Consider the following 23967-nt stretch of genomic DNA (forward strand, 5'->3'; position numbering starts at 1 on the left):
TGTAACATCTCCATCGGCAAACAATTGCCGATCACGTCAAAGCTTCCTTCCTGCCGCGCAGCGGCTTTGTGCAACAGGTATTAGGCGGACGACGTCCGCGTTTAAACACGGACATCGTCCGCCTAATACGCGCTCCTCCATCTAGCACCAACGTCGCCTATAGCTAATGTGTAAGGCTGTTGGGTAGCGCACTTGCCTTCCTCGAAACACTGCCGCGACCGTCAGGCGATGGCTGCTCTGCACACTATTTCTGCCAACTGTTGCACAATTTTGAATGCAAAGTCGAGGGCCAGGATATCCGGCCGTCGCAACGGTTGAACGCCGTGTGACCTGCGACTCTGGAGAACGATCCGATTCGGATTGAAGTATTGGTAATGGACTGTGTTGTGTAAGCGGATTCGTGCAGCACTTCAGCACTGACGGGCCGGATGCCCGTCTTGGCGGCGGGGGCGGCCTTTTCGTATGGTATGGCGGTTGGGTCCGTCACCTGAGCATTTGAATACCCAGATGCGGTAATGGCTCGTGCCTCGCTACTACTGTCGCCGTTCATCCTTCGGCTACCGTCACGCTCTCGGCCTTCGCCAGGGCCGACGACGCAAGGTCGGCTGCCCCCTGCAGCCGACAGCCCAGGGCCGACGACGCAAGGTCGGCTGCCCCCTGCAGCCGACAGCAAGGCCGAACCTACCGTGCTCAGTTAGTCACGGTACTGGAGTTGCCCCTTTCTCGTGGACATCTGACCCTTTGAGTTGGACTTCCCCGGGTGTCGTGGACACTCCGACGCTATGATTTCGTGCTATACGGGGCCATGAACCGCCGAGACTGGCGTCAGGTGACTGCGGACGATGTTCGCACCGATCTTCGTGAGCTTCGCTATCAGCTAATCCCGGTTCTTTCTGCCGATGCGATGGGTGGCGCGGCTGCTACGGACGACTGCGTGCGGCGGTTGGCGGGCGAGTGCCGGGACGCGTTGTCCATGGTGTTGCCGTTGGCTGACGCTGAGCGGGAGTTCCTGGATAGGCTTCTGGATCACGGCGAGATGCGCGGTGATTTGCTGGGCCTGGATGAACAACTGCTACAACTCGTTCAGCGCCGTCCGGCTTTGCTCTGGAAGGCGCATCATGCCCGCGGCAGGGTTTCCTGATGGAACGGTATTTGCCAGAGCACACGTAGGTGGTACGGAAGGGCATGCCTGCCCGGAGAGAGATGTTCGATAGCAGGCCTGCCAGGGCGAGACGGGATGCCAGCGGCGCACTGTGCCCGCCCTCGAGGAGGGCGCAGTCACAAAAAAGTCACAGCGCAACGAAAAAGGGGCCAGGCCGACGGGCCTAACCCCTTGATGCGATTGGTGGGCGGTGCTGGGTTTGAACCAGCGACCCCTGCCGTGTGAAGGCAGTGCTCTCCCGCTGAGCTAACCGCCCAACGCGATGCGAAGGTTACCGCCGGGCTCGTTCGTTGTCAATCGGGACGGGGTTGGGCGCGGCGGTCTGCGGCGTGGCTTCCGGGTCCAGGCGGGCCAGTGCCTCGAAGTGGGTCAGGAACACTTCCCCGGTGAGGTGAGCGAGGAAGTCCGTACGCTCGAGGGCGTCCATCACGGGGCCTTTCACTTCGGAGAGGTGGAGGCGGACGCCGGCGTCGGAGAGCCGGCGGTTGAGCGCTTCGAGCCCTTCCAGGGCGCTTGCGTCGATCTGGTTGATCGCCGAGCAGAGCAGCACCACGTCGGTGACGCCGGGAGCGGTGACGACGCGGTCGTAGATGTAGTCTTCGAGGAAACGGATGTTCGCGAAATACAGCGATTCGTCCACGCGCACACTGAGCACCGATGCGCTGGTGATGACCTCGTGGCGTTCCACGTTGCGGAAGTGTTCGGTGCCCGGCACCCGGCCGAGTACGGCCACGTGCGGCCGGGCGGTGCGCCACAGGAACAGCGCGATGGACACGCCGATTCCGGCGAGAACGCCCGTTTCCACGCCGATGGCCAGGACCACGACGATGGTGGTGGCCATGGCGGCGAAATCGCACCTGGAATAGCGCCAGACGCGGCGCAGCGCGCCGATATCCACCAGCGAGAGCACGGCGACGATGATCGTGGCCGCCAGGGTCGCCTTGGGCAGGTAGTGGAAGGCCGGGGTGAGCAGCAGGGTGGTCAGGGCGATGCCGATGGCCGTGAACACGCCGGCGAGCGGTGTTCGGGCACCGGCGTCGAAGTTCACCACCGAGCGTGAGAACCCGCCGGTGACCGGATAGCCGCCGGAGAAGGCGGCGGCGATGTTGGCCGCCCCCAGTCCGAGCAGTTCCTTGTTCGGGTCAACGCGCTGCCGGCGCTTGGCGGCCAGGGTCTGGGCCACCGACACCGACTCCACGAACCCAATCAGGCTGATGATGGCGGCCGCGGGGGCGAGCTCCAGCCACAGGGCAGGGGAGAACGGCGGCAGGCTCACCGTGGGCAGGCCACCGGGAACGGCCCCGACGATGCGCACACCCGCGTCGTTCAACCCGAACCCCGCCACCGCGAGCGTGGTGACCACAACGGCAACCACCGGTCCCGCCTTGGTGATGACCTCGACCGCGAACGGCGGCAGACCGGTGCGCGCCAGCAGGGGACGGAGCCGGGAGCGCACCCAGAACAGGAAGGCGATGGCGGCCACGCCGAGCATGACCGTTTCCGGGTTGATGGCATCCAGCTGCCGCGCGAGGCTGCCGAGCAACGCCGGCAGGTTGTGCCCCTGAAGGTCGATGCCGAGCACGTGCTTGAGCTGACTCGCGGCGATCAGGATGCCCGAGGCGGTGATGAATCCCGAAACCACCGGGTGGCTGAGCAGGTTGGCGATCCAGCCCAGCCGCAGCGCCCCCATGGCGAACAGCAGCGCGCCCGACAGCGCGGCGAGTACGAGGGCGGCGCCGATGTACTCGGCACTGCCGGGCTCGGCGACACGGCTGACCGCCGTTGCCGTGAGCAGGGACACCACGGCCACGGGTCCGACGGCGAGGGTGCGGCTGGAGCCGAACAGGGCGTAGGCGACCAGCGGCAGAATGCTCGCGTAGAGGCCGACCTCGGGCGGCAGGCCGGCCAGCATGGCGTAGGCGAGGCTCTGCGGGATGAGCATGATGGTGACGATCACCGCCGCGACCAGGTCCGCGGCGGCCTGGTCGCGGCGATAGCCCGGCAGCCATGCTGCCGCCGGAAGGGCTCGCACGAGTTGCTTGAAGCTCACCGAAACGGTACCCCTCAACGGCGTTGGCCGGTGTAGTCGCAGGCGGCTTTCGCCTCGTGGGCGGCCGGCTCATAGGGTAGCAGGGATGGCCTGGCGAGCCATTCGCGACCCTGGAGCATCAGGTCGAAGTAGATGCGGGGCATCATGCGCTCCTTGAGCCACCACATGGAGCGACGGGGCACTCTCGGGTCGAGGGGAAAGGTGGGCAGCAGCTTGCCGCCGTAGCCGAATTCGGCGAGCACGACGCGGCCGCGCTCGACGGTGAGCGGGCAGGAGCCGTAACCGTCATAGACGGCGCGCAGGCCGTGGCCGTCGAGCGTGGCGAGTGTGTTCTCCGCGACCACCGGCGCCTGTTTGCGCACCGCCGCCGCGGTCTTGGCGTTGGGCGCGGAGCAGGCGTCGCCCAGCGCGAACACGTTGCCGTAGCGGGCGTGGCGCAGAGTCTCGGCGTCCACCTCGATCCAGCCGGCGTCGTTCGCGAGGGGGCTGTGCCGGACGAAATCGGGCGCCGCCTGCGGCGGGCAGACGTGGAGCATGTCGAAGGACTTCTCCACGGTCTTCTCGCGATCGTCCTGTTTGACGTCGAACCACGCCTTGCGTGCCGGGCCGTCGACGGCGACCAGGTTGCTGTTGAACGCGAGATCGACCCCGTATCTCTCCACGTAGCGCATCAACGGCGGTACGAACGCGGAGACGCCGAAGAGCACTGCGCCGGCGGTATCGAACTCGACGTCGACGTTGTCCAGCACGCCGCGACGTCGCCAGTGGTCGCACGCGAGATACATCGCTTTCTGCGGTGCGCCGGCGCACTTGATCGGCATCGGCGGCTGGGTGAACAGGGCCTTGCCGTGGGTCAGTCCCTGGACCAGCTCCCAGGTGTAAGCCGCCATGTCGAAGCGATAGTTGGAGGTGACGCCATTGCGGCCGAGGGTGTCGCTCAGCCCTTCGATGCGGTCCCACTCCAGCTTGATACCCGGCGCGGCGATGAGCACTCGGTAGCTGATGCGCTCTCCGTCTTCCAGGACGATCTGGTCGTGTTCGGGGTCGAATGTGGCCACCGCGGCGCGAATCCATTTCGCGCCTTCGGGGATTGCGTCGGCCATGGCACGCCGGGTGTGGCGGCGGTCGAATACACCACCGCCCACCAGGGTCCAGCCGGGCTGGTAGTAGTGGTCCTCCCGGGGTTCGATGATCGCGACCCGTAGATCCCGGCGCCGCGCCAGGAGGCTGGCGGCGGCGGCGCATCCGCCCGCGCCGCCACCGACGATGGCCACATCGTAGCGCTGTCGCGTATCGCGCCGGTGCGTGCGCTCGTCGTGTTCCGCCCTGGACCATCTGGCCTCGAGGCGCGGCAGCAGCGCGTCGAGCTCGTAACCCGCCTGACTGCATGCGGCGAGGATTGCCTGCGGCGCGAGGTGGTGCGCCTCGTGCAGCGCCCAGAGCGTGGTGGAGCGTGTGCCCGTGCGGCAGAAGGCGAGCACAGGGCCGCGCACGCCCGCCAGGATCTCGGCGAATGCGTCCACGTCCGCGTCGGTAATGCGCCCTGACTGCACCGGCAGATGATGGTAGGCGAGTCCGTGGCGTCGGGCGGCCGCTTCCAGGTCGGCGCTCGTTGGCTGATCCTCGGCTTCGCCGTCCGGACGGTTGTTGATGATCGTCCGGTAGCTGGCAGCGGCGAGCGTACCGATATCCCCGGGCTGGAGCTGGTCGGTGACGGCGTAGAAGGGCGTCAGTGCTTTGACGGTATTCATCGTGTTTCGCCTCGGTATCGCACGCGTCGCCGTTATACGGCGTTCAGCGGAATCTTGAGATAGCGGGTGCCGTTGTCTTCCGGGGGCGGGAGATCGCCGGCACGCATGTTCACCTGCACCGACGGCAGCAGCAGACGCGGCATGGCGAGCCCGGCGTCGCGCTTGGTACGCATCGCCACGAACGCGTCTTCATCGACGCCGTCGTGCACGTGGACGTTGTGCGCGCGTTCCTCGGCGACGGTGGTCTCCCAGCGGTATTCGTCGCGCCCCGGTGCCTTGTAGTCGTGGCACATGAACAGCCGTGTCTGCGGCGGCAGCGACAGCACCCGCTGGATCGAGCGGTAGAGCGTTCGCGCGTCGCCACCGGGGAAGTCCGCGCGGGCGGTGCCGAAGTCCGGCATGAACAGCGTGTCGCCGACGAATGCCGCGTCGCCGATGACGTAGGTGCAGCAGGCCGGGGTATGTCCCGGCGTGTGCAGCACACGCGCGGGGATACTGCCCACCTCGAAGGTATCGCCATCGTGGAACAGCCGGTGGAACTGGCTGCCATCGCGTGCGAATTCGGTGCCGGCGTTGAAGAGCTTGCCGAAGGTGTTCTGCACGGTGGCGATGTGCTCGCCGATGCCGAGTTGCCCGCCCAGGTGTTCGACCAGATAGGGCGCAGCGGAGAGGTGGTCGGCATGGACGTGTGTTTCCAGCACCCAGTGCACGGCCAGGTCGTTGGCGCGGACGTATTCGATGATCGCGTCCGCGCTGGCCGTGCTGGTACGTCCGGCATTTGGATCATAGTCGAGCACCGAGTCGACGATCGCGCATTGCCGCGTATGCGGGTCGCTGACGACGTAGCTGACGGTGAACGTGGCCGGGTCGAAGAAGGCCTGGACCTGGGGTTGCTGCATGGCGCTCTACCTCCAGCGGCGTTGTGGCATTGAAACATTTGGTTATATCTATATATGATAAATTCATAAAAGTCCAGTGCCCCGCGCCCCTGCTTCAGCCACATCCGGCAGGTAACGCAACGGTGGCACGCAGAGCTACGTGTCAGCGGGAGGTAGGCGGCTTGGTCAGATGGCAGGACAGACGGCTCGCACGGGAGATCGCGGCGACGCTTGGCTTCAAGCTGCTTTGCCTGGCGCTGCTGTGGTCATTGTTCTTCGGTGACGAGCACCGCACCGACGTCACCCCCGAGACCCTCGAACAGCGCCTGGTCGGCGCCGAGGTCGCGGACACACCGAATCGTTCCGTTATCGAGGAGTCCGGCGATGGAGCTTGACCCGGTTGTGCTATCGCGCATTCAGTTCGGCCTGACGGCCATGTATCACTTCCTGTTCGTCCCGCTGACACTCGGGCTGTCGTTCATCCTCGCCATCATGGAGAGCGTCTACGTAATGACGGGGCGCCGGATATGGCGGGAGATGACCCAGTTCTGGGGCAAGCTGTTCGCCATCAATTTCGCCATGGGCGTGGCCACGGGCATCACCATGGAGTTCCAGTTCGGAACGAACTGGGCCTACTACTCCCACTACGTTGGCGATATCTTCGGCGTCCCTCTCGCCATCGAGGGGCTGATGGCGTTTTTCCTGGAGTCCACGTTCGTGGGGCTGATGATCTTCGGCTGGGACCGTATCTCCCGTCTTCAGCACCTGGCGGTGACCTGGCTGGTGGCGCTCGGCTCGAATCTCTCCGCACTGTGGATCCTCATCGCCAACGGCTGGATGCAGAATCCGGTGGGGGCGCGTTTCAACTTCGAGACCATGCGCATGGAGGTGACCGACATCTTCGCGGTGATCTTCAATCCCGTCGCGCAGGCGAAGTTCGTTCATACCGTCAGTGCCGGGTATGTCACCGGCGCCATGTTCGTGCTCTCCATCAGCGCCTTTTACCTGCTGCGGCATCGTCATGGCGCCTTTGCCAGGCGCAGCTTCGCGGTCGCCGCGAGCTTCGGCCTGGCGTCGTCACTGTCGGTCGTGGTCCTGGGGGACGAGAGCGGCTACGTGACCACCGAGCACCAGCAGATGAAACTCGCCGCCATGGAGGCGATGTGGGAGACGCAGCCCGCCCCCGCCGATTTCACGCTGGTGGGATTGCCGGATGCCGAGGCCCGGGAGACGCACTATGCGGTGCACATCCCGTACGTGCTCGGCCTGATCGCGACGCGTTCCATCGACGAAGAGGTGCACGGGATCAACGAGCTCGTCGCCGGCGCGGAGCAGCGCGTGCGCTCGGGGCTGGTCGCCTACGAGGCATTGCAGCGTCTGCGTGAGGCGCCCGGCGACGCCACGGCCCGCGAGCGGTTCGAGGCCCACGGCGATGATCTGGGCCACGCGTTGCTGCTGAAGACGTTCATGGACGATCCCCTGCAGGCGGGTGAAAGGGATATCGCCCGGGCGGCGTCGCTGACCGTTCCGCCGGTCACCGCGTTGTTCTGGACCTTCCGGATCATGGTCGCGCTCGGGTTTTTCTTCATTGCGCTGTTCGCGTTCGCGTTCTACGTGTCCGCGACCCAGCGTTTCGAGCGCTACCGCTGGTTCCTGCGCACGGCCGTGTATGCGCTGCCGTTGCCGTGGCTCGCCGCGGAGCTCGGCTGGTATACGGCGGAAGGCGGCCGGCAGCCGTGGGCCATCGAGGGCATCCTTCCCACCGATATCGCTGCGTCCTCGGTGTCAGGGGGGATGGTGCTGGCGAGTCTGATCGGCTTCGTCGTCTTCTACTCGGTGCTGGCCGTGGTGGACGCCTACCTCATGGTGCGCTATGCGCGCATGGGCCCCGACCGCGCACTGCACAACACGCCCGCGGGCGCGGAGTCCGTCGCTGCAGATCTGGAACCCCAGGAGAGCTGACATGGATTACGAGCTGTTGAGACTCATCTGGTGGGCGTTCATGGCGGTGCTGGTCGTCGGCTTCGCCGTGATGGACGGCTTCGACCTGGGCGTGGCGGCGCAGCTGCCGTTCGTCGCCCGGACCGATACGCAGCGGCGCGTGGCCATCAACAGCATCGGGCCGGTGTGGGACGGCAATCAGGTCTGGCTCATTACTGCCGGTGGCGCGACGTTCGCGGCCTTTCCGCTGCTTTACGCCGCGGCGTTCTCGGGCTTTTACTTCGCAATGCTGCTGGTTCTGGTCGCGCTGATTCTCCGCCCGGTGGGCTTCGATTTCCGCAACAAGCTCAGCGACCGGCGTTGGCGTGCCACCTGGGACGCTGCGCTGTTCGTCTCCGGCGCGGTGCCCAGCGTCGTCTTCGGAGTGGCGGTGGGCAATCTGCTGCTCGGAGTCCCGTTCCACTTCGACGCCGATCTGCGCCTGTATTACGAGGGTGGGCTGATCGGACTGCTCAACCCGTTCGGTTTGTTCTGCGGCGTGCTCTCGCTGGCGATGCTGCTGATGCACGGGGCCGCATACCTGGCGCTCAAGACCGAAGGGCAGGTGGCGACTCGCGCCCGTTGGGTGCTGGTAGCCGCCGCGCTGACCGCGGTCGTGATGTTCGCGCTCGGCGGCGTATGGGTGGCCTGGGGCATGGACGGACATGTCATCACCAGTACCGTGGATACCGCCGGCCCGTCGAACCCCACCACCAAGACGGTCGTCACCCGTGCCGGCGCATGGCTGGAGAACTTCGCGCGTCATTCCTGGATGCTGGCGGCCCCGGCGGCGGGGTTCGCTGGAATGGTGCTGGCGGTGCTGCTCACTCTGCGGGGTCGGGCGGGAGCGGCGTTCATGGCATCGGCGCTCGGAGTGGCCGGCATCATCGTCACCGCCGGCCTGGCGCTGTTTCCCTTCCTCATGCCCTCCAGCACGCATCCGCGTTTCGGACTCACGCTCTGGGACGCCACCTCCAGCCGGGGAACGTTACTGACGATGACCGTCGTCACCGTGTTCTTTCTGCCCATCGTGGCCGCCTACACCAGTTGGGTGTACCGCGTCCTGCGCGGCCGGGTGACGCCGGCTTACGTCGAAGAGCACGGCAGCTCGCTTTATTGAGGAGCGTTCGCGATGTGGTATTTCACCTGGATTCTCGGCGTCCTGTTCGCCTGTGCGTTCGGCATCATCAACGCGATGTGGATCGAGCATCACCTCACCAACGGGGAAGGCGGCGGCGAGCCGAACGACGAGGGCGCGCCCGGGGGCGACTCGCAGCCGCCGCGGTAAGGTCGCTGTCGGGGTACCGGGGGGCACGGCCTGTCGGTGTTCAAGGTCTGTGTGTATACTGGCCGCCGCTTTGCGGAGGCCCTGAACGACCCCGTTCGTCGGCGTGAGTCGTAGGCGGCCTCCCGGGTGGCTCGCGCGGCATCGATCGGGGCGTTCCGGGCGTATTCCGGCTGGAAGCCGAAAGCGGTGGCCGCCTTCGGTGGTTCCTGCGCTCGTAGCGGTCGTGGTGCCGCCGCGCCGCCCATGGGCATTCATCGGGTGGCGGTGGCGCCGGCGGTATGCCGTCGGATCGCGGTGCTGCCCGCTGGTCACGCGAATGGCGCTGATAGGGACTCACAATGACCGTTAAGACGCGTTTCGCCCCCAGTCCGACCGGCTATCTCCACATCGGAGGGGCGCGCACGGCTCTGTTCTCCTGGCTCTATGCGCGCCGCCACGGCGGCCGCTTCGTGCTTCGCATCGAGGATACCGACCGGGAACGTTCCACCCCGGAGGCCATTAACGCCATCCTCGAGGGCATGGCATGGCTCGGCCTCGACTATGACGAGGGCCCCTTCTATCAGACCGAGCGTTTCGACCGGTACAAGGACGTCATCGAGCGCTTGCTCGACGAAGGCAAGGCGTACCGTTGTTATTGCTCCAAGGAGCGGCTGGAGACGCTGCGCGAGGAGCAGATGGCGCGCAAGGAGAAGCCGCGCTATGACGGCCGGTGTCGGCATCTCGACGCACCGCCGGCGGACGCGGCCGACGCACCGGTAGTGCGGTTCAGGACGCCGCTGGAAGGCGAGACCGTGATCGACGATCGCGTCAAGGGGCGGATCACGTTCAACAACCGCGAGCTCGACGATCTCATCATCGCCCGCGCCGACGGCTCGCCGACGTACAACTTCGTGGTCGTGGTGGACGACATGGATATGGGCATCAGCCATGTCATCCGCGGTGACGACCACGTGAACAACACCGCGCGCCAGGTGAACATTCTCAAGGCACTGGACGTCGAGCCGCCGGTATACGCGCACGTGCCCATGATCCTGGACGAGCAGGGCAAGAAGCTCTCCAAGCGCAGCGGTGCGGCGAGCGTGATGGATTTCCGCGACCAGGGCTATATGCCCGAGGCGGTCGTCAATTACCTGGCGCGGTTGGGCTGGTCGTACGGGGATCAGGAGATCTTCACGCCGGACGAGCTCATCGAGCGCTTCGACATCGACGATATCAATCAGTCGGCGTCGAGTCTCAATCTCTCCAAGCTCCAGTGGCTCAACCAGCACTACATGAAGACGCTGGAGCCGGCCCACGTGGGCCGATACCTGGCCTGGCACCTCGGTGAGCTCGGTGTCGACGCTGCCGCGGGTCCCCCTCTGGAAGCGCTGGTGCGCGCGCAGGCGGAGCGGACGAAGACATTGCGCGAAATGGCGGAGAACAGCCTGTTCTTCTTCCGCGAGCCGGCGGATTACGACGAAAAGGCCGCGCGCAAGAATCTCAAGGCCGCTGCGGCGCCTGTGCTGGCCCGGCTGCGGGAGGACCTGGGGGCGCTCGAGGCGTGGCATGCAGAGGCCATACACGGCGTTGTCACCGCGGTCGGGGAGGCGCTGGAGCTCAAGCTCGGCAAAGTCGCCCAGCCGCTTCGCGTGGCCGTCTCCGGTGGCCCGGTATCGCCGCCCATCGACCAGACCCTGGAGATGCTCGGCCGCGAGGCGACGCTGCGCCGCATCGAGGCTGCCGAGCGCTGGATCGCGGAGAACGCGCCGCCCTCCGAAGCTTGACAGCCCCGGGGCGGCGTGCCTAGACTGCGCGCTCGTCGAGACAACGGGGCCATAGCTCAGCTGGGAGAGCGCCTGCATGGCATGCAGGAGGTCGGCGGTTCGATCCCGCCTGGCTCCACCAAATACCGGAAAAGGGTGCCTGATCAGGCACCCTTTTTCGTTCTTGGCGCTTCGTGCGGATAGACGGTGCGTGTTGCCGCATTCACCTGCTCTAGACAGTCGCCAACATAGCGCTCTGGCAGAACGGCCACAGCGGCCTGGTTTCGTTTATGGTGGCGAATCTCGGCAAAGCCGGCAGTACGTACCTCCCACCGTATCGCATGTCACTGAGACAGAATCTCGAAGCGCTATCGTACCTTTCCGGGTTCTCCGGGCAGCCGCTCATATGCAGCGTTGCCGAGCACGCCTATGGCCGCTTCTGCCGCTGGCTGGGCCTCACTGCGAAGCGTTCGCGTATGACTGAGCCGTGAAACGGACGAGACTTTTCGCCAATGGTCGATCTCGTTGAGCAAACCAATCTGGGTGTTGGCCAGTAATGAGGTCACTATTTTCGTTCCCGATTCCACTACAACCGGTTGGCTTGCGGTTCCTCCCGTCGATAGGCAACGCCATGCCACCTCTGTAAATTGGCACTCCCCGGAAATTACTACGGTAGTGGGCCCGTTTCCGGCATCAACAGTAATAACCTGGGTGATTTCGTTTCCGGAAATGGTCATTTCGCCGGTAGCGTTGAACCCTTGGAGTTCTGTGTCGGCTATAGCTTGTGTTCTGTCTTGCAGGGAGATTCGGGTGAGCTCATATGTGCCGTTCAGGTTGTTCGCGTTCGTTTTGAAATTGGAAATGGAAAAATTCTGTATTCCTTGCTGCCATTCAATTGTGACTTCTGTGTTCTCGGCGGGAAAGTCCTCCAATACGATCGACGCATTCGCATCCCGCAAAAAATTCGTCCCCAACGTGACGACTTCGAAGTTCGCGTTGGCAAATTCCTCCCCGTCGGCGAATACTCGAACCGTGTGCATGCCGTCGCCAAGCAAGTTGTAGTTGATCAACAGCCCATAACCGTTGTCGCTGTCTCCACAAACCCCTGCAGTATCATCGCGTGATGTGCCGTAAGCCGCCTCAATCGGGGTGCCGCCGTCGAATCGGACCTCTATTCGCTCGGCATCACACTTCCAACCCGAGACAAGGCCGATACCACTTACGACGCTGCCAGCGGCCGGGTTGCCCAAAACGCCTTGAGCGAAGGTGGCTTGAGGGTATACGCAGAACAAGGTCGCAGCCACGACCAGAGAAGATATAGTGCGTATCATCTTGTTGCCCTCTGCTTTCTGGAGCGATTCTGACTTCGTCGCTTGTAAGAGCTCTAAACTGGTAGGGGAGCTGGTGTCGCTGGTGAAGACGGGCCGCTGAAGGTAATGGTAGGACACGGCTTCCGTGTGTAAAGGCGATTTGCGATGCCTACGCACGAACGCTGAGAGCATTGCTCGCGCATGCCTGCAGTTATGCGAAAAAATTGAAGTTGCAAGCCAACAAATTCTTCATGGGGGGCTTCCTTGTGAAGCCAATATGTGAAGGAGGGTTCAGTATTTTTTGAAGTGGCAATGAGGTGATCTTTATGCCTTTCTTTTATTATGTTGTGGGTGCTCGCCATTGGGCTGCTATGACCCAACGACGGTTGTTTGGGATTGTCTGGCTAGCCGAAATGCCATTTATGTGCGGGTGAGCAGGCGCTGACAGGTTCAAATCGAGACGCTTTAAGGGTGGCGCCCGAGAAGGTTGGTAATGAACCCGGAATGGAACTGTCGCGCGGCTGCGGCTACGTTGGCGGCGGCGTTTGAATCGTTGTAGACGCTGACCGCGAAGTGATCGCCACGTTTGGAGATCGTGAACGGTCCAGTCCGTAATCACGCGAACACTCGCTGCGCGTCAGGGAGCAGCCCGGTTGATGTCAGGTCTTGCGCAGCAACTCACGCTGTAGCGAGAGGACCAGGCGTTGCAGGCCGGAGCGGTCGGCGTCGGAGAAGTTGATGAAGCGGGCGCCGAAGCGCGTGCGCCGCCGGGTGCGGTCATAGCTGCAGTGGCGGACCTCCACTTCCGCCTCCAGCGCTTCGCTGTCCTTGAGCCCGACGTGGCACGTATACACCTTTCCGGTTTCCGGCTCCGTCCCGTGGAGAACGTACGCCCCGATGCCCCCGGCGGAGATATCGTAGAGCTCGAACTGGGTGCGGCGCTCTCCGGCTTCCAGCCACGATTCGGACTGCCGCATCGCGGGAACGGGCACGCGCACGAAGCGCCGGCGCTGGTGATAGATGATCTCTTCGGGGAATGGGGCGACGTAGTAATATATCCCGCCCTGGAGGCCGATCTCCTCGACGGTGACCGTAAAGCGGGTGTCCACGCCGAAGGTGCGGCTGACGATGCGAAGCTCCGTGCCCTGTTCCACGCGCCAGTGCCCGCGCTCCGGGCGGAGTTCGTCCAGCGTGATCAGACGCCGGTCCGCGTCCACGTAGAGCATGGCACTGCGATAGGGAACGCCACGGCCCGGCAGGTGAACGTCCAGTAATGTGCGGGATTCGTGGAGACGCCGCAGGATGCTGACGAGTTGCCCGGGGTTTCGGATGCAATCAGGCTCGTTTTCGTAGTCCATTGTTGGCGAGCTTCGTTGTTCTGTCGTCCGAGCCGTTGTCCGTGTAGGGCTCACGCGCGCGTGTGCATTCTCCCGCCGGAACCCGACTGCGCGCCACCGGGCTGATACGTCTCGGCGCTACGGTCCTGGCCGGTGAGCAGCGCGAGCTCGTCACGCAGCGCACCGAGCACCCGCGCGATCGCGATACCGTTGCGCTCGTTGAGGCGATGGAGGTCTTCGAGCGAGGCGCGCAGCGCTGCCCATTCCCGTGAGTCGTCGCCGGCCCCGCGGTCCCAGGGGCCGAGCGCTTCGAGTCGTCCGAGCAGGCCGAGCTTCTCCTCGGCCAAAGTCTCGAACGCCTCGGGAGCGCCGTGCGCCGCGATAAGCGCGCGCTCGCGCTCGAGCGCGTCAGCAAGGGCCCGGGTCAGCTCGCGGGCCTCGCGCAGACGTTCGCTGGCGGCAGCGCCGTCATTCATCGCCGAGCAGGCTCTCGAATTCGGCGAACCGATCGGCGATGCGGTTCGGGTCCAGCGGGTATTCACCCTTGGTGATGCGCTCGCGAAGCTCGTCCACGCGTGCCTGATCGACCTCCGGCGTCTTGTCGATCGCTTCGCGCACGGCGGTGAGCCGTTCCGACTGGCTCGAGGCGTCGGCGCCGCGTGCCGCCGTGTCATTGCGAGTCGGCTGCGATTCCCCACGCTCCGGCTCTCCGGACCTGTTCGCCTTGCTTCCCGCGACGGCGTTACCGTTGACGCGTGGGCCGTTGTCGATCGGATTGCTCATGTTCCCTGCTCCGTCGGTTGCTCTCGTGACCGCCCCGCCAGGCGGAACGGGTCGTTCCCTCGTCACCCTTGATCGGCCTATCGGCCAGCGATCGCGAAACTTTAGCAGATGTACTACCGCTGGTCAGAATTGGACCACCGCACGTCCCCGGCCCACGACCTCGGCCTGCAATTCGCGCCGTGACGAGAGGTTGCGTACCCGGATGCGCTCCCCCCGGGTGCCGTTCTCCAGTGCCCGAGCCTTCATGCTGACCCGCACCGTCTGGTTACGTGCCTCCAGCAGCAGCTCGTCGCCCCGGCGTATCAGGGTGGGACGGGTGAGATGGCGGGCGGTGACGACGGTGTCCGCCGCGAGCGCGCGATTGGTTTGAAGTCCCACGAGATCCTCGCGATCAGTGTAGTACTGTCCCCGCAGAGCGCCGCTCTCCCGGCGGGCCCGTTGCAGGTCGTCGGCCGCGATCGCCGAGCCCCGGGGCAGGGGCCGGCGCGTTACGATCACCTCGACGCTGCGTACCACTCGCGTCGGTACGTAGACTTTCCATGGTTCCGGGCCGGGGCAGCGCACGCGTACGACCAGCCGCTCGGCGTCCGCGCGCCCGTTAGGCAGCTCTGCGGTGAGCGGCTGGCCGCAGGCGGCCAGTCGCAGGCGCTGGTCGAGGCGGTCGACCTCCACGCGCTCGAGCCGGCCTCGGCCGGCATCCAGCTCCGATACGAAGCGCTCGACGCGGTCGCGGATGGCATCCAGTGACTGCCGCTTCTGCGCTGCCACCGATCCGCTCGCGATCACCAGCAGCAAACAACCGATTGCGATGCGGTACATGCGATCATGTCCTGCCGACGTGTTTGCCGGCGACTCTTGCAGAATCCGTTCCACATTGTGGTGGTAGCCGGCTGGTTTCCGACGGACGTTACCGCTCGGCGGGCACGGTTAAGCTTGGCGCGAATTTGCCGTTACCCTTGTAAGCGAGCGTCCGTTTCATCCGTCAGGCACGGGTGCCTGGCAAAGCGGATTCGCAGACACTGGTGACGAGCAGCGAGGAGGCTGGGCGTGGCCCTGCAGGCTCAAAAAGGAATCGACGTTGCGGACTACGAGGTCTTCCGCCGCTTTCTCGAAGAGAGCTGCGGAATCGTGCTGGGCGACAACAAGCAGTACCTCGTCGCCAGCCGCTTGAGTCCACTGATGCGCCATCATGGCATGGCGGATCTGGGGGATCTCGTGCGCCGGCTGCAATCCGCCGGCGGGCAACGGCTGCGTGCGGAAGTCATCGATGCGATGACGACCAACGAGACGCAGTGGTTTCGTGACATCTACCCCTTCAGGATTCTCTCCGACCAACTCTTCCCGGAGTTCGAACACCAGGGCAAACGCCAGGTCCGGATCTGGTCCGCGGCCTGCTCGTCCGGCCAGGAAGCTTACTCCGTGGCCATGACACTCGAGGCGTATCGTGCCCAGGGACGAAATCTTGACGCCCGCATTGTCGGGACGGACATATCCCCCCAGATGGTCGCCCGTGCGACGGCCGCGGAGTACGGCGCCAGCGAGATCCGCAGAGGGTTGAACGATGAGCAGCAGCGTCGGTTTTTCGACGCCGTCGATCGTGAAACGTGGCGCGTCCGTCCCGAGGTGGCGCGGCGGGCGAGCTTTCGCCAGCACAACCTGTTGGAGAGTTTCGCGTTGCTGGGGCGGTTCGACCTCATCCTCTGCCGCAACGTGCTGATCTACTTCTCGCTCGATTGCCGTGCCGACATCCTCCGGCGCATGGGTCAGGCCATGGAACCGGGTGGTTATCTCATGGTCGGTGCCTCGGAGTCCCTGCCCCGGGAGCTGACCGAGTTCGAGATGGTGCGCTGCCGCCCGGGTGTGGTCTACCGCAAGCGCTCGGGCTGATTGTGTGCTGGCACCGCCCGGCGACGGGCGGCACCCCCGGCCGCTCCTTCCTTCCTGCTGCGGTCCGGTCCCTCGCTGAGATGTTGATCGCCAGATCGTTGGCACGCTGATTGCAAAGCAGCTACCGGCATCGTTCAGTTATGAGGTGACCGGATATGAGCGTGTCACTGGACAAGGTCTTCGGTGTGCCGGCGGCGGCGTTGAAGCTGCAGTCGCAGCGGGTTCAGCTCATCGGCGAGAACATCGCCAACGCCGATACGCCCGAATACAAGGCGCGGGACATCGACTTCCGGGCGGCACTCGCTGGCGCCGGCAGCGACCGCGCGTCCCTGGCGACCACCAATGCGCGGCACATCCCCGCCGCCGGTGATGGTCGTGGTGGTGGTGAGCAACGCGTTCAGTATCGTGTGCCCGCCAACCCGTCGCTCGACGGCAATACGGTCGAGGTGCACCGCGAGCAGACGCGTTTTGCCGAGACGTCCGTCCAGTACCAGGCTGCCGTCAACCTTCTCGGATCCCGCATTCAAGGCATCATCGGTGCGCTCAAGGGAGAGTGATCATGGCGCTGTATAACGTATTCGACGTGGCGGGCTCGGCCATGAGCGCCCAGTCGCTTCGTCTCAATCTGACCGCCAGCAATCTGGCGAACGCGGAGACGACCGCCAGCAGTCCCGAGGAAGCCTATCGCGCCAGGCATCCGGTGTTCGCGGCGAAGCTGCAGCAGGCACAGGCCGGCCAGGCGGAGACCTCGAACGGCGTGGAGGTGGGGGTGCGAGGCGTCGTGGAGACCGACGCGCCGGTGCAGGCGCTGCATCAGCCGAACAGTCCGCTCGCCGACGAGAACGGCTATGTCTACCGCTCCAACGTCAATCCCGTCGAGGAGATGGTGAACATGATCTCGGCCTCGCGTTCTTACCAGAACAGCGTCGAGGTGATGTCGACATCGCGCGATCTGATGCTGCAGACGCTGCGGATCGGGCGCTAGGGCCCCAGGGCGCAGGAGGCAATGATGGTGAATATTACCGGCGCGACGGGCACCGGCGGTAGCGAGAACCGTAACGCGACACAGAGCGAGAAGGACCGCACCCAGCTCGGCCAGTCCGATTTCCTCGAGCTGATGACCACGCAGCTTCAGAACCAGGATCCGATGAAACCCATGGAGAACGGCGAGTTCATGGCGCAGATGGCGCAGTTCTCCTCGGCCTCGGGTATCCAGGAGCTGTCGCAGTCGTTCCAGGAGTTCCAGTCGTCGATGACCGGCAACCAGGCGCTGGAAGCCGCAAGCCTGGTGGGTCGCAAGGTGACCGTGGAGAGCAATACCGGTCATCTGCCGGAACAAGGCTCGCTGGAAGGATCCATTCAGCTCGACGGTAACGTCGGAAATCTGACGGTCGCCGTCATCGATGGCAGCGGGCAGCGGGTCGCCGAGGTGCCGCTCGGCGAGCGCAGTGCCGGGGACGTGGATTTCTCCTGGGACGGGCACGATGCCGAGGGCGAGCGCCTGCCAAGCGGCACCTACGAGCTGGTGGCCGAGACCGACACCGACGACGGTGTGGTGACGCATCCGATACGCATCGCCGGCGAGGTCACGAGCGTGGCTCTGGCGGGCAACGGCAAGCCGCCGCAGCTGACGGTGGACGGGCTCGGTGACATCTCGCTCACCGATGTACGCAAGGTTCAATGACAGGAGGGGGATGACATGTCCTTCGAAACCGCTCTCACCGGTCTCAAGGCCGCGGCCTCGGATCTCGACGTCACCGGCAACAACGTCGCCAACAGCCAGACTACCGGGTTCAAGGGCTCGCGGGCGGAGTTCGCCGATATATTCGCCTCGAGCAGCCTGGGTGTGTCCAAGAACGCCGTCGGCCAGGGTGTGCGTCTGGCGAACACCTCGCAGCAGTTCACCCAGGGGCAGTTCAACTTCACGGGCAACAGCCTGGATCTCGCCATCAACGGTAACGGCTTTTTCCGTGTGAGCGACGGCGGGGAGATGCAGTATACCCGCAACGGCGCGTTCAACCTGGACAAGAACGGCTACATCGTCGACGCCAATGGCCGGCGGCTGACCGGTAACCTGGCGGACGACGACGGCCAGATCACCGGCGAGCAGGGCGAGCTGCAGGTCAATATCGGCAACGTGGCGCCGCAGCCGAGCAGCGAGCTGAGTCTCTCGGCGAATCTCGATGCCGACGCCGAGACGCCGCCGGTGGGCACCTTCGCCCCGGACGATCCCGACAGCTACAACTTCTCGACCTCGACCACGGTCTACGATTCCCAGGGCGGGGCGCATCTGGGCACCTATTACTTCGTCAAGACCGGTGACAACACCTGGGACGTCCAGCTCTCCATCGAGGCCGACGGCGGGCCGGTCACCCAGAATGCCGCCAGCCTCACGTTCGCGAACGACGGCACCCTGGATACCGCCGGCAGCACGATCAACACGATCAACGCGACCCTGGGCGGCGGCGTGGAGGATCTCACCATAGAGCAGGACCTCTCCGCGCTCACGCAGTTCGGCTCGCCCTTCGAAGTCAAGCAATTGCGCCAGGACGGCTTCCCCGCCGGCCAGTTCACCGGCCTCGGCGTCGAATCCGATGGCCGCATCGTGGCGCGGTTCACCAACGGGCAGACCGAGGCGCTGGGGCAGGTGGCGCTCGCGCGCTTTCCGAGCCCCTCCAATCTTCAGCAGGTCGGTGATACGAGCTGGGTGGAGACGTTCCAGTCCGGCGTGCCGGTCTTCGCCGCACCGGGGAGTTCGGGCACGGGGTCCATCGAGCCCGGGGCGCTGGAGCAGTCCAACGTGGATCTCACCGAGCAGCTCGTGCAGATGATCACCGCGCAGCGCAACTACCAGGCCAACTCCCAGATGATCTCCACCCAGAACGAGGTCACCCAGGAGATTCTCAATATCCGTTAGCGGGACAGCCGTCGGAGGATAGATTCATGGACCGTCTGGCCTATCTCGCGATGACCGGGGCGAAGTACGCCCTGGAACAGCAGCGAACGACGAGTCACAACCTGGCGAACGCGAACACGCCCGGTTTCCGCGCCGATCTGGAGGCGCTCGTCAGCCGCGAGGTGGAGGGGCCGGTGCGTCCGAGCCGCGTCTACGGCGAGGAGGTGCGTACCGGCAGCGATTTCAGTCAGGGCGCGCTTACCACCACCGGGCGCGAGCTCGATGTCGCCGTCAGCGGCGAGGGCTGGCTCGCGGTGCAGGCGAGCGACGGCACCGAGGCCTACACCCGGCGTGGTGATCTCCGGATCACCGAGGGCGGGCTGCTGGAAACCGGTGACGGTCACCTGCTGATGGGCAATGGCGGTCCGGTGGCAGTGCCGCCCGCCGAGAAGATCGAGATCGGTGCCGACGGCACGGTGAGCGTCGTGCCCAAGGGCCAGGGTGCCAACGCCATGGTCACCGTCGATCGCATCAAGCTCGTCAATCCGCCACCGGAATCCCTGAGCAAGGGCGAGGACGGTCTTTTCCGGCTCGCCGACGGCGAGACGGCGCCCGCGGACGCGGGTGTGAAGGTCACTTCCGGGGCGCTGGAGTCGAGCAACGTCAGCGCCGTGGATTCGCTGGTGGAGATGATCGACCACGCCCGGCGCTTCGAGACGTACATCAAGATGATCGATACCGCGCGCCAGACCGACGAAGCCGGCCAGCGGTTGCTGCGAAGCGGTGGCTGATGTCGGCACACGAATTGCTTCGTAGCGGGTGGAACAGTAACCGCGAAGCCGGGTGGTCGCCGCCGCGACACCGGTGCACGCGCAGGAGGATACCGAGATGAATCCGGCACTCTGGGTCGCCAAGACCGGTATGGACGCGCAGCAGACGCGCATGTCCGTTGTTTCCAACAACCTGGCCAACGTCAATACCACGGCGTTCAAGCAGGACCGGGCCAAGTTCGAGGATCTGGTCTACCAGACCGTCCGCCAGGCCGGTGGTCAGACGTCGCAGGACACCCAGCTCCCCTCGGGCCTGATGGTGGGCACGGGTGTGCGCGTCGCCGCCTCCGAGAAGATGCACACCCAGGGCAATATCCAGCAGACCGGCAACGCCCTGGACGTGGCGATCAACGGCTCCGGTTTCTTCCAGGTTCTCCAGCCCGACGGCAACATCGCGTATACCCGCGATGGCTCGTTCCAGGTGGACAACCAGGGGCAGCTCGTCACCAAGAACGGCCTGGGCGTGGTTCCCAACATCAACATCCCGCAGAACGCCGAGAGCGTGACCATCGGCGCCGACGGCACCGTGTCGGTGAAGACCGCCGGTCAGCCCAATGCCGTGCAGGTGGGCACGCTGGAGCTCGCCGGGTTCGTCAATCCCGCGGGTCTCAAGCCCGTGGGGCAGAACCTGTACGTGGAAACCGGCGCCAGCGGTGCACCCCAGAACGGCACCGCAGGGCTCAACGGTCTGGGCACGCTTCAGCAGGGGGCGCTGGAGAGCTCCAACGTCAACATCGCCGAGGAGCTGGTGAACATGATCGAGACCCAGCGCGCGTTCGAGACCAATACGCGGGCGATCTCGACCACCGACAGCATGCTCCAGTACATGACCAACAACATCTGATTCCGCGCCGTTGCCAGAGGAAACCGCCATGGCAGTCAGCCGCCGTCCACACGCGCCAGGCGTAAGCCGAGTCCTGCGGCTGGCGGCAGCGGGCATGCTCGCGTTGTCCCTGGTGGGGTGCGCGACCACCCAGACGCAGCGTACGCCGCCGGAGCCGCTGCCGCAGCCGACGCTCTACCAGCCGGAGACGCGGGACAATGGGGCGATCTACCAGGCCGGGCGCGACGTCCGCCTGTTCGAGGACCGCACCGCGCGCCGTGTGGGCGACGTGGTCACCGTGGTGCTCGAGGAGGAAACCGACGCCAGCAAGAACGCCAACATGGACGTGGCCAAGAATTCGAGCTACAGCCTGCCGACGCCCACCATCGCCGGCCGTCAGCCCACGCTGGGCGGCGAGCCGTTCAGCTTCGATATCGACAGCGAGCAGGATTTCCAGGGCGGCGGCTCGGCCTCCCAGAGCAATGCGCTCTCCGGCACCCTCACGGCCACCGTGATCCGGGTCGAGCGCAACGGCAACCTGGTCATTCAGGGGCAGAAGCAGATCACGCTCAACCGCGGCGAGGAGTACGTGACCATCACGGGGCTCGTGCGGCCGGACGACGTGAATGCGAACAACATGGTCTCGTCCACGCGAATCGCGAACGCGCGCATCAGTTACACCGGCTCCGGCGAGCTCGCCGACAGCAACCGTATGGGCTGGCTGTCGCGGCTGTTCATGAGCGTGATCTGGCCATTGTGAGGGCTTAGGCAATGATCAAGCGTTTACTGGTATCGGCCTGGCTTGCCGCGGCGTTGCTGGCGACGCCGGCAGCGGCGGAGCGCGTCAAGGATCTGGCATCGGTCCAGGGGGTGCGCGACAACCAGCTCGTCGGCTATGGCCTGGTCGTAGGGCTCGACGGTTCGGGTGACCGTACCAGCCAGACACCGTTCACCGTACAGAGCGTGAAATCCATGCTCGCGAGTCAGGGCATTACCCTGCCGTCGAACCAGAACCTGCAGCTCGAGAATGTCGCTGCCGTGATGGTCAGCGCCGATCTGCCGCCGTTCTCCAAGCCCGGCCAGCGCATCGATGTCACGGTCTCGTCGGTGGGCAACGCCGAAAGCCTGCGCGGGGGCACGCTGCTGATGACGCCGTTGAAGGGCGCCGACGGCAACGTCTACGCCATGGCCCAGGGCAACCTGCTGGTCGGCGGCTTCAGTGCCGAGGGCAATGATGGCTCCAGCGTCACCGTGAACATCCCGAGCTCCGGGCGGGTGCCCAACGGTGCGACGGTGGAGCGGCCCGTGCCCGACAGCTTCGGCAACGGCAATACGGTCATGCTCAACCTCCACACCCCGGATTTCACCACTGCCAAACGCCTGGCGGCGAAGATCAACGACACCCTCGGCCACGGCACGGCCAAGGCGATGGACTCGGTATCCGTGCGGGTGCGCGCCCCCGAGAGCCGCGATGGTCGGGTGAGCTTCATTTCCTTTCTCGAAAACCTCCAGGTGGAGCCGGGAGACGCGCCGGCGCGCGTGATTGTGAATTCCCGCACCGGCACCGTGGTGATCGGCAACCAGGTGGAGGTGAGGCCGGCGGCGGTCAGTCACGGCAGCCTGACGGTCACCATCACCGAGGATCCGCAGGTCAGTCAGCCCGACCCCCTGTCCCAGGGGCAGACGGCGGTGACGCCCGATACGCAGGTGGAGGTCGCCGAGGAGAACAACCCCATGTTCCTCTTCGGCCCGGGGACCCAGCTCTCGGAGATCGTCAACGCGGTCAATCGCGTCGGCGCCGCCCCCAGTGATCTGGTGGCCATTCTCCAGGCGCTGCGCGAAGCCGGTGCCCTCCGTGCCGAGCTGGTGGTGATCTGATGATGGCTCGCTGTGAGCGTGGCACGGGACCGCGGGCGTCGACGCCGCCATCGGGTCCGGGCATGACCGGCGCGGTGGCAACCCGTCGGGCACGGCCTGCGGCCGTCCCGGGCCTCCACGGATCGGTGCGACGCGCAATGGCAGTAGGTCGGCTGCTGCGGGCGGCCGACAGGTGCGCGCCTGGCGTAGAGCACATGGCGCGAAGCGCGGTGTGCCACGGGGACGTCCGTGAAAGTCGGTGCACTGCGCTTTGCGCCATGCACCCTGCGCCGGCTACGCCGGGCAGGCGGGTTGATCGACCGGGTGGATCGCCTGCTCGAAGCAGCCGACAGTCAGGTTGGGGACAGTGGCCATGAACATCGACACGTCGGCACGACTCAACGCAATCAACGCCAGCGACCTTGGCGCGCTGCGCCGTGAGGCCCGGGGCCAGAGCGAGCAGGCCGTCAAGCAGGTCGCCCAGCAGTTCGAGTCGCTGTTCGTGCAGACGATGCTCAAGAGTATGCGCGCCGCGTCCATCGGTGATGGCGGTATGTTCTCCAACGGCGCGACGAAGCAGTATCGCCAGCTTTTCGACCAGCAGATGGCCATGCAGGTCTCCCAGGGTGAGGGGATGGGGCTCGCCGCCATGGTCGAGCGCCAGATTCTTGCCCAGCGTGGCCACAGCCCCGCGGACACCCCGGTTAACAAGTCCCTCGAGACCTATTGGCGCAACGCGCCGGAGAGCGTGGCATCGCCGGCGGCGCAGGGGGAGCGGATAGCATCGCAGCCGGTGTCGGCGAACCAGCCGCCGCGCAACGAGGAGCACGATACCGCGACCGGCCGGTGGCAGGATCCTCGCGCGTTCGTGGATGACATCATGCCGGCCGCCGAGCAGGCGGCAGCGGAGCTGGGGGTGTCGCCGCGTGCCCTGGTGGCCCAGGCGGCGCTGGAGACCGGATGGGGCGAGCGTGTCCTGCAATCCGGTGACGGCGGCTCCACCCACAACCTGTTCAATATCAAGGCCCACGGCTGGTCGGGGCAACGTGTCAGCGTGCCGACGCTCGAGTACCGCGATGGCGTCGCGGTGCGCGAGCGCGCCGAGTTCCGTGCCTACGATTCGGTGCAGGCGGCCTTCGACGATTACGCCGCCTTCCTCAAGGCCAACCCCCGTTACCAACGGGCACTGGAGGCCGGGCGTGACGAAGGGGCGTACGTGGACGCCCTCCAGGAGGCGGGCTATGCCACCGATCCCCGGTACGCCGACAAACTCCGTCGGATTCTTGACGGGCCGACCCTCAACGAAGCGACCACCGCCCTCAAGAACTCCGAAGATCGGTCGACAACCTAGAACAGCGGCCGGCAGGGAGTGACCGAGCCGGCGAGAGGGAAA

General features: G+C 65.3%; 24 protein-coding genes and 2 tRNA genes. 17 read left to right on the forward strand and 9 right to left on the reverse strand.

Annotated elements, in window-relative coordinates; all coding sequences use genetic code 11:
- Positions 1-805: 805 nt before the first annotated feature.
- On the forward strand, positions 806-1141 hold the full coding sequence (locus ACPEES_RS14485) for a hypothetical protein (RefSeq protein ID WP_435104233.1): 336 nt from the start codon (positions 806-808) through the stop codon (positions 1139-1141).
- A 202-nt stretch (positions 1142-1343) separates the two neighbouring features.
- Here ACPEES_RS14485 and ACPEES_RS14490 read toward each other — a convergent pair.
- The 4 genes from ACPEES_RS14490 to ACPEES_RS14505 form a co-directional block, all read right to left on the reverse strand.
- Positions 1344-1418, reverse strand: a tRNA-Val gene (locus tag ACPEES_RS14490).
- A 15-nt stretch (positions 1419-1433) separates the two neighbouring features.
- On the reverse strand, positions 1434-3212 hold the full coding sequence (locus ACPEES_RS14495; protein ID WP_435104234.1) for a SulP family inorganic anion transporter: 1779 nt from the start codon (positions 3210-3212) through the stop codon (positions 1434-1436).
- A gap of 14 nt (positions 3213-3226) precedes the next feature.
- Positions 3227-4963: a TIGR01244 family sulfur transferase gene (locus ACPEES_RS14500; protein ID WP_435104235.1), complete on the reverse strand. Its 1737-nt coding sequence runs from the start codon at positions 4961-4963 to the stop codon at positions 3227-3229.
- Between the two features lie 32 nt (positions 4964-4995).
- Positions 4996-5862, reverse strand: a complete 867-nt coding sequence (locus tag ACPEES_RS14505) for an MBL fold metallo-hydrolase (RefSeq protein WP_435104236.1) — start codon at positions 5860-5862, stop codon at positions 4996-4998.
- A gap of 161 nt (positions 5863-6023) precedes the next feature.
- On the opposite strand from ACPEES_RS14505, the gene cydP reads away from it, so the two are divergent.
- The 6 genes from cydP to ACPEES_RS14535 all read left to right on the forward strand — a co-directional run bounded on the left by cydP (position 6024) and on the right by ACPEES_RS14535 (position 10993).
- The gene (cydP, locus tag ACPEES_RS14510; RefSeq protein ID WP_435104237.1) at positions 6024-6236 is read left to right on the forward strand and encodes a cytochrome oxidase putative small subunit CydP; all 213 of its coding nucleotides are present in this window, start codon (positions 6024-6026) and stop codon (positions 6234-6236) included.
- On the forward strand, positions 6226-7803 hold the full coding sequence (locus ACPEES_RS14515; RefSeq protein WP_435104238.1) for a cytochrome ubiquinol oxidase subunit I: 1578 nt from the start codon (positions 6226-6228) through the stop codon (positions 7801-7803). Before cydP ends, ACPEES_RS14515 begins: the two co-directional genes overlap by 11 nt.
- Before the next feature lies 1 nt (position 7804).
- A complete protein-coding gene (cydB, locus tag ACPEES_RS14520) occupies positions 7805-8941 on the forward strand; it encodes a cytochrome d ubiquinol oxidase subunit II (RefSeq protein ID WP_435104239.1) in 1137 nt (378 codons plus the stop codon).
- A gap of 12 nt (positions 8942-8953) precedes the next feature.
- Positions 8954-9109 (forward strand): cytochrome bd-I oxidase subunit CydX, encoded by a 156-nt coding sequence (cydX, locus tag ACPEES_RS14525; RefSeq protein ID WP_435104240.1) that lies wholly within the window; start codon positions 8954-8956, stop codon positions 9107-9109.
- 338 nt (positions 9110-9447) lie between these two features.
- A complete protein-coding gene (gene gltX / locus ACPEES_RS14530) occupies positions 9448-10872 on the forward strand; it encodes a glutamate--tRNA ligase (RefSeq protein ID WP_435104241.1) in 1425 nt (474 codons plus the stop codon).
- 45 nt (positions 10873-10917) lie between these two features.
- Positions 10918-10993 (forward strand) — tRNA-Ala (locus tag ACPEES_RS14535).
- A 226-nt stretch (positions 10994-11219) separates the two neighbouring features.
- Here ACPEES_RS14535 and ACPEES_RS14540 read toward each other — a convergent pair.
- The 5 genes from ACPEES_RS14540 to flgA form a co-directional block, all read right to left on the reverse strand.
- Positions 11220-12299, reverse strand: a complete 1080-nt coding sequence (locus tag ACPEES_RS14540; protein WP_435104242.1) for a hypothetical protein — start codon at positions 12297-12299, stop codon at positions 11220-11222.
- A 521-nt stretch (positions 12300-12820) separates the two neighbouring features.
- Positions 12821-13519, reverse strand: a complete 699-nt coding sequence (locus tag ACPEES_RS14545; protein WP_435104243.1) for a flagellar brake protein — start codon at positions 13517-13519, stop codon at positions 12821-12823.
- Positions 13520-13569: 50 nt separating this feature from the next.
- The gene (locus tag ACPEES_RS14550) at positions 13570-13974 is read right to left on the reverse strand and encodes a hypothetical protein (RefSeq protein WP_435104244.1); all 405 of its coding nucleotides are present in this window, start codon (positions 13972-13974) and stop codon (positions 13570-13572) included.
- Complete coding sequence (gene flgM, locus ACPEES_RS14555; RefSeq protein ID WP_435104245.1) at positions 13967-14281, reverse strand: flagellar biosynthesis anti-sigma factor FlgM; 315 nt, start codon at positions 14279-14281, stop codon at positions 13967-13969. The genes ACPEES_RS14550 and flgM overlap by 8 nt, the downstream gene beginning before the upstream one ends.
- 123 nt (positions 14282-14404) lie before the next feature.
- On the reverse strand, positions 14405-15100 hold the full coding sequence (gene flgA, locus ACPEES_RS14560; RefSeq protein ID WP_435104246.1) for a flagellar basal body P-ring formation chaperone FlgA: 696 nt from the start codon (positions 15098-15100) through the stop codon (positions 14405-14407).
- Between the two features lie 228 nt (positions 15101-15328).
- Between flgA and ACPEES_RS14565 the strand changes: the two genes are divergently transcribed.
- The 10 genes from ACPEES_RS14565 (at position 15329) to flgJ (ending at position 23925) form a co-directional block, all read left to right on the forward strand.
- A complete protein-coding gene (locus tag ACPEES_RS14565; RefSeq protein ID WP_435104247.1) occupies positions 15329-16168 on the forward strand; it encodes a CheR family methyltransferase in 840 nt (279 codons plus the stop codon).
- Positions 16169-16323: 155 nt separating this feature from the next.
- Positions 16324-16725 (forward strand): flagellar basal body rod protein FlgB, encoded by a 402-nt coding sequence (gene flgB, locus ACPEES_RS14570; RefSeq protein ID WP_435104249.1) that lies wholly within the window; start codon positions 16324-16326, stop codon positions 16723-16725.
- 2 nt (positions 16726-16727) lie between these two features.
- Entirely contained in the window at positions 16728-17153 is a 426-nt protein-coding gene (gene flgC / locus ACPEES_RS14575; RefSeq protein WP_435104250.1) for a flagellar basal body rod protein FlgC, read from the forward strand.
- 21 nt (positions 17154-17174) lie between these two features.
- Positions 17175-17852, forward strand: coding sequence for a flagellar hook assembly protein FlgD (locus tag ACPEES_RS14580; RefSeq protein ID WP_435104251.1), 678 nt, complete (start codon positions 17175-17177; stop codon positions 17850-17852).
- 15 nt (positions 17853-17867) lie between these two features.
- On the forward strand, positions 17868-19085 hold the full coding sequence (gene flgE / locus ACPEES_RS14585; RefSeq protein WP_435104252.1) for a flagellar hook protein FlgE: 1218 nt from the start codon (positions 17868-17870) through the stop codon (positions 19083-19085).
- A 26-nt stretch (positions 19086-19111) separates the two neighbouring features.
- Positions 19112-19855 (forward strand): flagellar basal-body rod protein FlgF, encoded by a 744-nt coding sequence (gene flgF / locus ACPEES_RS14590; RefSeq protein WP_435104253.1) that lies wholly within the window; start codon positions 19112-19114, stop codon positions 19853-19855.
- 97 nt (positions 19856-19952) lie between these two features.
- On the forward strand, positions 19953-20738 hold the full coding sequence (flgG, locus tag ACPEES_RS14595; RefSeq protein WP_435104254.1) for a flagellar basal-body rod protein FlgG: 786 nt from the start codon (positions 19953-19955) through the stop codon (positions 20736-20738).
- A gap of 28 nt (positions 20739-20766) precedes the next feature.
- Positions 20767-21477 carry a flagellar basal body L-ring protein FlgH gene (locus tag ACPEES_RS14600; RefSeq protein WP_435104255.1) on the forward strand — a complete coding sequence of 237 codons (711 nt, stop codon included), beginning with the start codon at positions 20767-20769 and terminating at the stop codon, positions 21475-21477.
- Positions 21478-21488: 11 nt separating this feature from the next.
- Positions 21489-22595, forward strand: a complete 1107-nt coding sequence (locus tag ACPEES_RS14605; RefSeq protein WP_435104256.1) for a flagellar basal body P-ring protein FlgI — start codon at positions 21489-21491, stop codon at positions 22593-22595.
- 352 nt (positions 22596-22947) lie between these two features.
- Entirely contained in the window at positions 22948-23925 is a 978-nt protein-coding gene (gene flgJ / locus ACPEES_RS14610; RefSeq protein WP_435104257.1) for a flagellar assembly peptidoglycan hydrolase FlgJ, read from the forward strand.
- The last annotated feature ends 42 nt before the right edge of the window (positions 23926-23967 follow it).

This window comes from Arhodomonas sp. AD133 (genome assembly GCF_051195215.1).
In the GTDB taxonomy this organism is placed as follows: Bacteria; Pseudomonadota; Gammaproteobacteria; order Nitrococcales; family Nitrococcaceae; genus Arhodomonas.